The organism is Photobacterium sp. 53610 (assembly GCF_036409375.1).
GTDB lineage: Bacteria > Pseudomonadota > Gammaproteobacteria > Enterobacterales > Vibrionaceae > Photobacterium.
Genome location: NZ_JAXOFS010000001.1, coordinates 653,289 through 666,186, shown reverse-complemented (window position 1 = coordinate 666,186; position 12,898 = coordinate 653,289). Strand labels below are relative to the sequence as shown.

Sequence of the window (12,898 nt, the reverse complement as noted above, 5' to 3'; positions counted from 1 at the left end):
TGTGGTCACCGGTCCGTTTGTTCTCAGCCGTGGTGAGATACATATTGAACTGTGAACCAGCGTGACAAGAAATTAAAACAGCCCCTGCGCTGGCAAGGGCTGTGGTTATCCATGAAGCTTTGAACCAACAATACTTTCAGGCAAACACCATTAAACAAACACGACGGGGCGTCCTCTGCGGGAAGCGTCTTTCTTGGTGTAGGCAACACCGTCAACTTTAAATCCGCGGGCATCCAATAAGGTGATGGTTCCGCCTTTATTCGACAGCTGGGCACCTTCCCCTGAAAGTCTGATCACAGCCGTTTCACCGGGCTGAACGACAGCATCCGGCACATCATCAAAGTTGTCATTACGGTCGAGTACTTTCCAGCCGCTCAGATCCAATGGTTCCTCTGAGATGTTGAGCACGGTGACAAACTCGTTGCCTTCATCTTCAGCAAACGGATTGACCATGGCCGCCACAATCCGGGCTAAATGATACGGTGAGTCAGGTGAAACGACCGGCCACGATGGTGCATCACCGTGAGACGGAATTTCAACATGAACAACCGATGGCGCGCCGGACATAGGCGTTGCATCCTGATCATCTGTATGCCAGACCTGATTCTGGAATTTCAGGAACAAGGCAACTGACTGATTTGAAGACGGAAAGTCAATAAACAAGGCACCATCGCGGTAAGTTCCGTGATTATCACTGGGGTCGCCCTGATTCATGTGAATCATATGCACGCCATTCCCGGGCAGAAAATCAAAGTACTTATCTTCTTTGTCATCTTCCGGTCCCCAACGTTCGCCAAAGGCATACACTGTTGCGTCATCTTCCCGGATAGCCCTGTCAATTAACCCTTCGATGTATTCGAATAAGTCGTTATTCGGGCCGGGTTCCATGTGAACAACCGGCTTCATGTCAGTGGCACGGAACATGTTGCTTCGGATGTAATCCAAGGCGGCTTCATCATCGACACCATCGCGTAAATCATTCCAGCCGATCGGTAACTCCCTTGCGTGATCCAAGGTCGGATGCTGAAAATCATGGACAATCAAGTGCTCAATCAGGCGGCGATGAACCGGCCCTCTGCTGGATCGAACGTTAATCGCAATCCGGTAATCCACACCATTCGCTTGTAATAACAATTCTGAATGAGGGGAATTGTCATTATCGCGTACATAGTTGATAACCGAGCCTTTCAAAACACCGTAGTTCTTCATTGGCTTTCTCTCAGTGATATGCAGTTTAAGGAATCTACAACGCGCTGAGCAGCAGAAAAACCCACCGTTCAGCCCCTGTTTGTGACCAATCACACCAGCAATTGCACGTCAGGCAATAGTCAATTGGTTTCATTCTAGCCAACACGAAAAATGTTTAAAAATATCTCAGTAGAAATATCCACACACATCACTGTTTGAAATTCAGGCTGTCTTGCGAAGCCCGGCGGCGATTTTCACGGTGTGACCATGCAGAATGATCACTATACTTGGCCCTATAACCCCATAAGAAACAGAAGGTAAGCAATGATCCTCATTACCGGAGCCAGCAGTGGACTGGGCGCTGCGCTGGCAAAAACTTATGCTCAGGATAAGCACACGTTAACGCTGACAGGCCGTCATGATGAACGACTGCATGAGGTGGCTCAGGCTTGCCAACCTGCCAATATTTGTACGCTGACTGCAGATCTTTCTGATCCCAAAGCAGTCACCCGGCTTTTTGACCAGCTCCCCGCGACACCGGAAACCATCATTTTCTGCACCGGCAGCGGCCACTTTGGCACGATTGAAAAACAGGATCCCGAAGCAATTGCCCGGCTGATACACAACAACCTGCTGTCTGCAGCCTATTTCCTGCGTGAAGCCGTGATCCGCTATCGCAATACTCCGCTGACCATGGTGATGGTGATGTCTACAGCAGCGCAAACCGCAAAAGCCGGTGAATCGACCTATTGCGCCGTGAAATGGGGCGTCAGAGGATTGATGGAATCCGTCCGGCTGGAACTGAAAGATAAACCCATGAATCTGGTGGGCGTCTACCCGGGCGGCATGGCAACCGATTTCTGGGCCACCAGCGGGAAAACCATGGATCTCAGCGGCTTCATGACAGCAGATGAAACAGCAAACATGCTGAAAAAATCTCTGCATCATGCCAACCATGGTTATATCTCGGACATCACAATCAACCGTTACTGATTCCCTCTCTTTTTCAGGGAACAGTTTCCAGGCATCAGCCAGTCATCCCGGCTGGCTGATGACCTGTGGCCTGTGACTCAAGACACAACCGCGCCAAACTCTGTTTGCATACAATCGGTTAGCATTGTTGAATTACATTTCGCCCCAAAAGAGAAAATTACATGTCCGAATGCTACCAGCTGGTCTCTGAACTCAAAAAGCAACTCAAATTACATGGCGTTCAATATCAGGACATCGCCCGTACTCTGGCACTGAGCGAAGGCTCGGTGAAGCGGTTACTGGCAGATGGCAGCAGTATCAGTCTGGAGCGGCTGGAAAAAATCTGCCAGCTCATGGGTATGGACATGGCTGAACTTTTTCAGCTAACTGCGTCAAGTGAGTCCGGGTTGCAATCGCTGACCCATGAGCAGGAAAAACAGCTGGTTGAAGATAAAGCGTTACTGCTGGTGGCCGTCTGTGTGCTGAACGGCTACCGCTTTGCCGACATTCTGGAACAGTATCATTTTTCAGCCCCGGAACTGATTCAAAAGCTGGCACAATTGGACCGGCTCAGGATTATTGAATTACAGGCAAATAACCGCATCCGGCTGAAAATCTCCCCGTCCTTTTCCTGGCTTGCCGGCGGCCCGATTCAGTGTTTTTTCCAGCAGCAGGTCCAGAAAGAGTTTTTTGCCAGTCACTTCAACGACGACGGCGAAAAACTGGTGATGACAACCGGGCTCATGTCGCTCCCGAGCAATCAGAGAATGCAGCAACGCCTACAGAAACTGGTCAGCGAATTTTATGCGACCTGCCGGGATGATGAGAACCTGAGTATGGATGCCCGACACGGGACGTCCATGATTCTTGCGATTCGTCGCTGGCAGTTTCCTCTGTTCGATGAATTCCATCCGGCACCAAAGTCATAACCTGTGGCACCTCAGGTCTCATGAGAAGTAACCTGTAATTTAACGCTGTTCGATTCTATCAAGTTCCGCCAAGCTTCCCTGCGTACACATTGTGGTCTGACCGCGAACTGCATAGGAGGCACTCATGTCACACCATCGATCACTCGCAAACATTGCAAAGAACATGCTGTCCGTATTTCTCTTCATTGCTGTCGTTTTTGTCTGTCCGGCAGCTTTGGCCAGCGGCCTGCTGAAACCGGTGCAAAGCCAGTATCAGGATTTAAAGATTCAGTCCCATCACGTCAGTGTCGTGATTGAAGACGGCTACGCAACCACCAGTATTGAGCAGGAATTCTTCAACCCGAATGATACCGAACTGGAAGCCCTCTACACTTTTCCCGTTCCGCAAAAAGCCGTTGTCGGTGAATTCGTGTACTGGATCAACGGCAAGCCTGTCATTGCCGAAGCAGTCGCGAAAGACAAAGCCAGGGCAATCTACAACGAACAGAAAGATCAGGGGAACGCAACCGCTCTGACAGAAAAGAACAGCTTCAAGACCTTTGAAATGCGAGTTTTCCCGGTTCAGCCGCAGCAGCAGGTCAAAGTGAAGCTGGTGTACGTGCAGGATGCCCTGCTGGATCACGGTGTCGGACGTTACGTTTATCCGATGGAAGAAGGTGGTGTGGATGAACAGGCAGCGTCTTTCTGGACACGCAATGATCGGGTCGAAGAAGCATTCACGTTCAATGTCACCGTCAAGTCGGCTTATCCGGTCGATGGCCTGCGTTTGCCTGCCCACCCTCAGGCGCTGATCAGTCAGTCCCAGCAAGACGGGCAAACGGTCTGGTACAGTGAAATCACCAATCAGTCGCAACAGCAAACAACTGAAGCAAACGAAGCTCAGGCGGTCAACCGTCCTTTCAGACTGGATCAGGACATCGTGGTTTACTGGCGGCTGAAAGACGGATTGCCCGGTCGTCTGGATATGATTGCCTATCGCGACCCGCAACGCAGTTCGCGCGGCACGGTCAAACTCACATTCACGCCGGGTGATGACTTAGGCGTCATTTCGCAGGGTCGCGACTGGACATTCGTGCTGGACAAATCCGGCTCCATGACCGGTGACTACAGCACACTGGTCAACGGGGTTGAGCGTGGCCTGGATAAACTGCCAGCCGACGATCGTTTCCGGATCATCATGTTTGACGACAGTGCCCATATGGCAACCAAGGGCTTTTTACCAGTCACGGCAGAGAACATCCAAAACGCCATCGCCTCAGTGAACCGGTATCAGCCAGACGGCGGTACCAACTTATATGAAGGCATTGAAAGCGCCGTCAGCCATCTCGACGCTGATCGCCCGTCCGGCATCGTGCTCGTCACTGATGGCGTGGCCAATGTCGGGACGACTGCGAAGCGTGAATTCCTGAAACTGATGCAAAAATACGATGTGCGCCTGTACACCTTCATCATGGGGAACAGTGCCAATACGCCGCTGCTGGAGCCGATGACCAAAGTCTCAAACGGATTTGCGATTTCAGTGTCTACCGCCGATGACATGTTAGGTCATCTGATGAACGTCACCAGCAAGCTGACACATCAGGCCTATCGCAATGTGCAGCTTGACATTGATGGCGTAAAAATCAAAGACCTGACCCCGGCACAGATCAACAGCTTATATCGGGGTGAACAGTTGACAGTGTTCGGCCATTATTTTAAGCCCGGTCAAACCCGCATCACGCTTTCCGCCACAGTGAACGGTCAGAAACGTGAATACAAAACCGAGATCAATTTGCCTGAAAGCGCTCTGATGAACCCTGAAATTGAACGGCTGTGGGCTTTCTCTGCCATTCGCGATCTGGAAGATCAGATGAACTATCTGGAACAGAAAGACAGCGATATGGAGCAGGCGATTGAATCCCTGGCGGTCGAATATGGCCTGCTGACCGACTACACGTCTCTGCTGGTGGTTGAAGATGAAGTCTTCGAACAATTGGGCATCAAGCGCCAGAACAAACAGCGGGTTGAAAAAGAGCAGCTGGCACGTCAGCAACGCGGGCAGGCCAATGCCGCCCCAACCCAGGCGGATCACGCTCAACCGATGTTTCATCAGTCTGCGCCCAGTTATTCTTCGGGCAGCGGCGGCAGCCTGAACGGATTTGCCCTGTTTGCTCTGCTCGGCTTCACCGCGAGGCGAGTCAGACGACATCAAGGATAACCTCAGAAATTACACGTCTCTCAAGAAGCCAGCCCTCGCTGGCTTCTCGCTGCTCATCTCCGGCCAAACTCACCTTTGAAGCATCAATCCCTTGGCACTCAACTATAATCAGCACTCAACTAAAGCTTTTTCTGACGGGTACTTTTCTTTTCATCGGCTCAGAACCTGCATCAAACATCATCAGGAATGTGCCGAAAAGTGGCCGCAACGGAGATTCCCCCCAAAAAAATGCGGAGGTTCAGATGTCCTCGACCAAATTCAATGACATCATTGATAAGCCAACTTTTTTTGGTTCTTTATTTTTACTTTTCGCCGTCACTCTTCCTTTAATCTTTTTCCCGGATACCGGTGCCGCCTGGGTCCGAAATGCAAAAGATTTCGTGACCGATCAACTCGGTGTGCTCTACCTGATCCTCGGCCTTGGCGCTTTCATCTTCATGGTTTACGTGATTTTCAGCGACATCGGGCAAATCAAGCTGGGTACACCGGAAGAGGATCCGGAATTTTCCACCCTTTCCTGGGCCGCGATGCTGTTCTGTTCCGGGATTGGCGCTTCAATTTTGTACTGGTCGATGATCGAGTGGGCCTATTACTACCAAACGCCCCCTTTTGATATTCCGGGAGAAACCCACGAAGCCGCCAAATGGGCTGTCACTTACGGCATCTTTCACTGGGGGCCCCTGGCCTGGTCGATTTATCTGATCCCTGCCCTGCCAATCGCCTACTTCTACTACGTCCGGAACCATAGTGTGCTGAAAATCAGTGAAGCGCTGATGCCGGTGCTGGGTGATGAACGGGCCCGAGGCTGGCTGGGGAAACTGATCGATGTGTTCTTTATCTTCGGGATGTTAGGCGGCGGCGCCACAACACTGGGCCTCGCAGCACCGCTGATTAATCAGGGGATTCATGAACTGCTGGGTGTTCCCAATAACCTGTATACCCAAATCGTAGTGCTCATCATCTGTACTGCCATTTTTGGTTACAGCGCCTATGCCGGGCTGAAAAAAGGGATTCAGATGCTCTCGAACATCAACATGTGGCTGGCCGTCGGCATTCTGCTGTTTATTTTCATTACTGGCCCAACCCTCTTCATGCTGAATACCGGGGTGGATGCACTCGGCAGGATGATCAATAACCTGTTTGAAATGGCAACCTGGACTGAGCCATTTGCCCAGTTCCGGCAGTTTCCGGATACCCACTTCCCTCAGGACTGGACCATTTTCTACTGGGCCTGGTGGCTGGTCTTCGCACCCAGTGTCGGCCTGTTTATCGCACGTATTTCCCGGGGACGCACCATTAAAACCATGGTCGTCGGTTCTATTTTTTACGGCACACTCGGCTGCTTCCTGTTCTTCATGATCATGGGTAACTACGGCATCTACCTCCAGCTGTCAGAAAAATTAGATGTGATTACCATTCTGAATCAGGAGGGTGCCACCACGGCAATTTTTGCCATGCTGCACACGCTCGCATTGAGCAAGCTGGTGATCCTGGCATTTACCATTCTGGCCGTGATCTTCACAGCCACCACATTTGACTCGATTTCTTATATTCTCGCCGCCGTGGTGCAAAAAGAAATTGATGAAGAACCGGCTCGCTGGAACCGGCTGTTCTGGGCATTCGCACTATCCGTGATGCCGATTACGCTGATGTTCCTGGGCGGACTGGACACCCTGCAAACCGCCAGCGTCATTGGTGGCGTGCCCCTGCTCATCGTGGCATTGCTTTTATGTGTCTCCATCATCCGTGCTGCGCACTTTGATCTGCGTTATCAGCCTGACTTCGAAGATAAAGAAATCTATATCGAAGAGCTGCCCGAGGATGACCCCTGGACCGAAGACGGCTCCTGGGATCAGGAAGCGCCGGAAGAACACGGGGTTTCTCATGACGACAAACCGCATGACGAAGGCGATCCCGACAGTCACCCCTCAAGGCTCTGACATGAAATTGCAATTACAGGGGCCGAATCCCTGCGGCCCTATTTACACACGGAGAGCAACATGCGTCTTCTGATTGGAATGATCGGTGTATTCATTTCAGGGATGGGACTAATTCTGGCCGCAGAACCGAGGCTGATTCTCGATTTTCTGGCCCATCATAAAAAACAGCTCTGGCTTCAGATTGTCGCCGTCGTCGCACGCTTACTGATCGGCTACCTCCTGATTGAATATGCAGACCAGAGTGATTATCCATTGCTGGTGGCCGCTTTAGGCTGGATTGCCATTATTGCCGCACTGTTTTTAATGACCCTGGGCAGAGCGAATTTTAAAAAGCTGATCAGCTGGGCGGTAGAACTGAGTGAAATTCAAGGACGAGCAGGCGGTGTGTTCACTGCTTTGTTTGGCGCCATTCTGGTCTATATCGCGCTGTAAATAGAGATCAGACAGTACACCCGGACAGAACAGCCAGAGAGAATCGGCCGCCAGAGAAAATAAGTCACAGCAGATCTGTATTTCCAAGCCCACTGCTATTGATAGGCTTTACATGTCAGGGCATGGGTGCCGTAACCCCAGGTGACCTTCACCTCTCCCTGATGCTCCCACAAGCTTTCATTGCGTCCGACATATTTTGTCCCACTGCCGCTTTCCTGCAGAAACATCAGTGACACGCGGTCGCCGCGTTCGGCAATCAAGGATGCCGGGTCTGTCGGATAGTAAGTTGCAATGACTTCACTGCCCGGCTGATCCTCGCACCGATAAAACACGGTCTGTGTTGCTTTAATCAGCGCGTATTTCGCCTGCAGCTCTGCAATCCGGCGCTGGTATTCCTGCTCGACACATCGATGTTGAGCATCAGCTTTCCAGCATTCATTCCGGCCTTTGATCCAGCCTCTTTGCTCCGCTTTCAACACCGGGGGATGCTCATTCGTCGCTTTTGCTGTTGCTTGCTGATACACATCCGCCAATTGTTTATCCAGCGCAGACAACCTTTCATCCTGACAAATCATCGCTTCAATACTGCCGGCTCGAACAGCACTGCAATCAAATGAAGGCTGAGCCGATTTCGCCTGCGTATACACCAGCACGCCAGTGGCTATGACACTGAAAACGACCCAGCCGACTTTCACTTTTTTCACTTTTTCCGCCTCCGGCGCTGAACTGCCTGTTACAAACTCAACTATAGGCAATAGAATTTCATCCGTCAGAAAAGCATTCAGCACCGGCAGCGGATTCATTTCAATTTACTGAGCAGGCCCGTCATCTGGTTCAGCTGGCTTGTAGTCATCCCTTCAGCCATCGCTTCAGCACCATGGTTAAAACTGACCAGAGCATCCCGGTAAATCTCTTGTCCGGTTGGTGTGAGTTTCACCAAGCTGACTCTGGCATCCCGGCTGTTTTTCTCTTTCTCCACCAAATGGTTTTTCTCCATTGGATTCAGCAGCCGTGTCACACCAGATGCCGTTAAACCCACCGCTTCCGCCAGTACTACCCGGCTCATTGACTGACCTGCAGTTTCACTGAGCTGATGCAGTACAAAAAATTCAGACACACTGATCCCGTGAGCACTGAGCTTCCGGTCAATATTTTTCATCAGTTTGGTTTGGATTAAAGTCAGTTCCATAAATAGCTGACCCTGCGGACTCATTGCAGACATAAACACCTCGATATAATCAATACTTGATGAATCAAGTATTGATCAACAACTGGTGTGTTATCAAGCAATTTTTATTTCAGGGGCAGATAAATATCTGTCACCGCTTCATGCTCCGCAACATCCGGAAAAAAGCGGACACGTTCAAAGATCAACGGAAAATCTGCCAAAGATTCTCCGCTTTCGGGAAACCACCGGCCATACAACGCCTGCACGACAGGTGCCAGGCACTCATCTGAGCCAATGTGTCTGACTCTGGCATACCGCCCGGTCGGGATCGTTTTACTGACGATTCCGGCAGCGTCATCCGCCATTGAGTGCTTGACCTCAGCGGCTAGATCAAACCGGTATTCATCTGCCGGTGTTGCTTCCGGATCATCGTAAAGCAGGTTGAACGTCCGGCTGATATCGGGCCGCAGGCCAACTGACTTTCGCCAGGCAATAAAACGCTGGATGCTTGACCCAATAGTGACAGGGTCACCTTTGTGTTCAAAGACAGCAAGCTGAATTTCGGGGAATTCGACAATTTCTGTTTCTGGTAATTTATCGGTCATGTTCTTTTTCCTGACATTCGAAAGTGGTTGTTGCAATGTCTGCCAGTATTCCCAGTCAGGATTTGCCTGAAATATCGTGGGGCTCTGACCAAATACCTGCCGGAATGCCCGGGAGAAAGATTCCGCATTTTGATAACCTGCCGCAAATGCGATGTCCGTGATGCGATGTTCTGGCCGATATACCAGTTGATAAGCCGCACGTTTGAGGCGGAGCTGCCGGATATACCCATTCAATGGCATGCCCAGCATTGATGAAAATAAACGGTGAAAATGAAAAGGCGATAAACAGGTAACCTCGCTTAACTGCGCCAGTGTCAGCGACTGCTCCAGGTTTCTGTCGATCTCGTCCAGCACCCGGCTCAACGTTTGATGATAATCAGTCATGATTTTCTCCGGTCATCCGAGCCACCATCATACAAATCTTCCCCGCGGTATGCCTGACCATTCTTGCGCTCATTCAGGATACTCTTCAGGCATCAACAAACAAGCCGGGGCCTCTCGGCACCCGGCTGTTCACAACTACCAGTCTCGTAACAATTTACAGGCCGATGATTCATCAGCGTTCTTATCATCGCGTTATGAAAAGACGTCTCAGGTCACTGCGGTCAGTTTTTTAAATTCTGCCTTATCCCACAGGCCATGAGTCATGATGTCCACCAGCACATCGACACAATCCCACAAATCGACATAGCGAACATAAAGCGGCGTAAATCCGAAACGCAAAATATTTGGCGCCCGGAAATCACCGATGATATTGCGGGCAATCAACGCCTGCATGATGGCAAACCCCTGTTCATGGGTCAGAGAGACCTGACTCCCGCGCACTGCCGGATCTTTGGAAGAAACAATCCCGAAACCAAACTGACCGCACCGCAATTCAATCAGCTCCATAAACAACTGCCCCATCCGCAGCGATTTTTCGCGGATCAGGTTCATGTCAGCAGAGGCCATGATGTCGACGCCCACTTCCAGCAAACTCGCGCAGACCACAGAGGTGGTACCACACAAGGTTCTTTCAATCCCTGGTGCAGGCTCATATTCGTCGCGCATGGCAAATGGATTCGTGTGACCAAACCAGCCGCTCAGCGGTTGCTCCAGATGTGCCAGATGACGTTTCGCGGCAAACAGGAAACCCGGCGCACCCGGGCCGCCGTTCAGATACTTGTAACCGCAACCCACTGCAAAATCGGCACCCACCTGATTCAATGCCACCGGCACCGCGCCGGTGCTGTGGCTGAGATCCCAGATGATCAATGCGCCTTTTTCATGGGCCTTGGCCGTGATTGCCGCCATATCGAACATCGCACCGCTTTTGTAGTGCACATGAGTCAGCACCACCACGGCGGTCTCTTCATCAATCGCGTCCATGATGCGGTCGCGCGACTCTGTGACCAGGCGTACCTTGCCATCCATGAAACTTTCCAGGCCCTGCAGAATATATAAATCTGTCGGGAAGTTACCGGGCTCAGACAAAATTTTGCTGCGACCGGCATTCAGTTTGACCGCTGCGGCAGCCAGTTTGAACAGATTCACCGATGTCGAATCGGCCACGATCACTTCGCCCGGTTCAGCCCCAATCAGACCGGCGATCTTGTCACCGACACGGCGCGGAATATGAATCCAGTCATGGATGTTCCAGCTGCGGATTAAGCCTTGACCCCACTGTTCTTCCACCACTTCCCGGGCTTTTTCTTTTGCGGCTTTCGGCAAGACGCCCAGCGAGTTCCCGTTGAGGTAAATATGGCCTGCCGGCAGCTCAAACTGCCCGCGATATTCAGCCAGCGGATCAACCTGATCCAGCGATTCAAAATAGGCTCTGTCCAGTGTTTGCATGTGACTTTACTCCTTGAAATGATGCCTTACACCACACTGCGCAGCAGTGCCCGAACCGGAGACGCATCCAGCGCATCCAGCTTCAGTGGCGGTGCAATCAGCTCGTAATCGCCCGGGGGTACATCATCTAAAACCAGCCCCTCCAGAATCGCCATCCCATGGCGCCTGACGGCATGGTGCGCACGCATGAATTTAGACGTCTGCGGATCCAGTGACGGGCTATCAATCCCAATCAGGCACGCACCCCGTTCTGCCAGTAAATCGATGGTTTCCGCAGCCACCGCCGTAAAATCAGTAACCCATTGGTTGTGCGGAAATTGCGAGTAGGTTTTCAGAATGACCCGCTCAAGCTGATCCGGCAACTGGCTGATGATGTCCTGCGGTTTCACCCACCCAACCGCCTGAGTTGCATCCACCACCACGCAGGGGCCGATGTAATATTCCAGGCTGACCGCTGCCATGGTTTTCCCTTTGGCATCATAATGAACCGGCGCATCCGCATGCGTGCCCGAATGGGTCGACAGGGTAAACTGACCGACATTCACCGGACACTCGGCACTCATTTCCCAGTGAAAATGCGAAGAAAACTCGGTATCTCCGGGCCAGACTGGTAAGCCTTTCCGCAACGTTTGCGAAATATCCCAAATCTTAATCATGTTTCGGCCCTTCAATCGACGTACGGACCGACCACAACTCTGGGAAGAATTGCAAATCCAGCGCTTTGGTCAGGTATTTCACCCCGGACGTACCGCCCGTTCCGCGACGATAGCCAATGATGCGCTCCACGGTTTTCATGTGACTGAAGCGCCATTTCTGAAAATTGAATTCCATGTCCACCAGCTTTTCTGCCAGCTCGTACAGATCCCAGTATTCGTTACTGTGGTTATAAATCTGAGCCCAGATACGCTCAACGGCCTCACTGGACTGATAGGGCTGTGCGAAGTCACGATTAAGATGGGAATCCGGTACGTCAAAACCGCGATCTTTCAACAACTGCAGGGTAACGTCGTAAATACTTGGCGCATGCAGCACAGTTTTCAGATGATCATAATATTTCGGATGAGCGCGATGGGCCTGAATCATGGCTTCGTTCTTGTTCCCCAGCAAGAATTCCAGTTCGCGGTACTGATACGACTGGAACCCGGAGCTCTGCCCCAGCTCATCGCGGAAACTGGCATAATCTGCCGGCGTCATCGTCGCCAGTACTTCCCAGGCATTCAGCATCTGAGACTGAATTCGTGTGAGGCGACTCATCATCTTGAACGCCGGACGAAGTTTATCCTGACGGATATTCTCAACCGCCGCATAGGCTTCATGCAAACACAGTTTCATCCATAATTCAGAAACCTGATGGATGATGACAAACAGCATTTCATCATGTTGTTCCGTGACCGGGTGCTGGCAGGATAACAACGGCTCCAGGGCAAGATACTGGCCATAGCTCATGTCCTGATCCCAATGCACTTTCTCATTGGCCAGATCCACTTTCAGCTTTGGCGCGTCCTGTGCCTTATCCACTTCACTCATAGCATATGTCCTTATTATCAGAGGTCACTTAACCTTTCATTAACAAGTTTACGAAACGCTTTTTTGCCTGTAAATTTCATAAAATAATCAAAATCCATTCATTTTTT

At 51.2% G+C, this 12,898-nt stretch carries 12 protein-coding genes; 5 read left to right on the top strand and 7 right to left on the bottom strand.

Features of this window, described 5'->3' with window-relative positions:
- Window positions 1–150 precede the first annotated feature (150 nt).
- Window positions 151–1,209, bottom strand: a complete 1,059-nt coding sequence (locus SPK40_RS03180) for a DUF2278 family protein (RefSeq protein WP_330959407.1) — start codon at window positions 1,207–1,209, stop codon at window positions 151–153.
- A 303-nt stretch (window positions 1,210–1,512) separates the two neighbouring features.
- Here SPK40_RS03180 and SPK40_RS03175 point away from each other — a divergent pair, with 303 nt between their 5' ends.
- The 5 genes from SPK40_RS03175 (at window position 1,513) to SPK40_RS03155 (ending at window position 7,658) form a co-directional block, all read left to right on the top strand.
- The gene (locus SPK40_RS03175) at window positions 1,513–2,181 is read left to right on the top strand and encodes an SDR family NAD(P)-dependent oxidoreductase (RefSeq protein WP_248140438.1); all 669 of its coding nucleotides are present in this window, start codon (window positions 1,513–1,515) and stop codon (window positions 2,179–2,181) included.
- Window positions 2,182–2,342: 161 nt separating this feature from the next.
- Window positions 2,343–3,089: a helix-turn-helix domain-containing protein gene (locus tag SPK40_RS03170; protein WP_248140439.1), complete on the top strand. Its 747-nt coding sequence runs from the start codon at window positions 2,343–2,345 to the stop codon at window positions 3,087–3,089.
- A 163-nt stretch (window positions 3,090–3,252) separates the two neighbouring features.
- Window positions 3,253–5,286, top strand: coding sequence for a VIT and vWA domain-containing protein (locus tag SPK40_RS03165; protein WP_330959848.1), 2,034 nt, complete (start codon window positions 3,253–3,255; stop codon window positions 5,284–5,286).
- A gap of 242 nt (window positions 5,287–5,528) precedes the next feature.
- The gene (locus SPK40_RS03160) at window positions 5,529–7,226 is read left to right on the top strand and encodes a BCCT family transporter (protein ID WP_248140440.1); all 1,698 of its coding nucleotides are present in this window, start codon (window positions 5,529–5,531) and stop codon (window positions 7,224–7,226) included.
- A 60-nt stretch (window positions 7,227–7,286) separates the two neighbouring features.
- The gene (locus SPK40_RS03155; RefSeq protein ID WP_248140441.1) at window positions 7,287–7,658 is read left to right on the top strand and encodes a hypothetical protein; all 372 of its coding nucleotides are present in this window, start codon (window positions 7,287–7,289) and stop codon (window positions 7,656–7,658) included.
- A 95-nt stretch (window positions 7,659–7,753) separates the two neighbouring features.
- Here the strand turns inward: SPK40_RS03155 and SPK40_RS03150 are convergent, their stop codons facing one another.
- The 6 genes from SPK40_RS03150 to kynA all read right to left on the bottom strand — a co-directional run bounded on the left by SPK40_RS03150 (window position 7,754) and on the right by kynA (window position 12,791).
- Entirely contained in the window at window positions 7,754–8,461 is a 708-nt protein-coding gene (locus tag SPK40_RS03150; protein ID WP_330959406.1) for an MliC family protein, read from the bottom strand.
- Window positions 8,458–8,847, bottom strand: coding sequence for a MarR family winged helix-turn-helix transcriptional regulator (locus SPK40_RS03145; protein WP_330959405.1), 390 nt, complete (start codon window positions 8,845–8,847; stop codon window positions 8,458–8,460). Before SPK40_RS03145 ends, SPK40_RS03150 begins: the two co-directional genes overlap by 4 nt.
- 104 nt (window positions 8,848–8,951) lie before the next feature.
- Window positions 8,952–9,815, bottom strand: a complete 864-nt coding sequence (locus SPK40_RS03140) for an AraC family transcriptional regulator (protein ID WP_330959404.1) — start codon at window positions 9,813–9,815, stop codon at window positions 8,952–8,954.
- 207 nt (window positions 9,816–10,022) lie between these two features.
- The gene (kynU, locus tag SPK40_RS03135; RefSeq protein WP_330959402.1) at window positions 10,023–11,264 is read right to left on the bottom strand and encodes a kynureninase; all 1,242 of its coding nucleotides are present in this window, start codon (window positions 11,262–11,264) and stop codon (window positions 10,023–10,025) included.
- 26 nt (window positions 11,265–11,290) lie between these two features.
- Window positions 11,291–11,920: an arylformamidase gene (gene kynB / locus SPK40_RS03130; protein ID WP_330959401.1), complete on the bottom strand. Its 630-nt coding sequence runs from the start codon at window positions 11,918–11,920 to the stop codon at window positions 11,291–11,293.
- Window positions 11,913–12,791 (bottom strand): tryptophan 2,3-dioxygenase, encoded by an 879-nt coding sequence (gene kynA, locus SPK40_RS03125; RefSeq protein WP_248140447.1) that lies wholly within the window; start codon window positions 12,789–12,791, stop codon window positions 11,913–11,915. The genes kynB and kynA overlap by 8 nt, the downstream gene beginning before the upstream one ends.
- Window positions 12,792–12,898 lie beyond the last annotated feature (107 nt).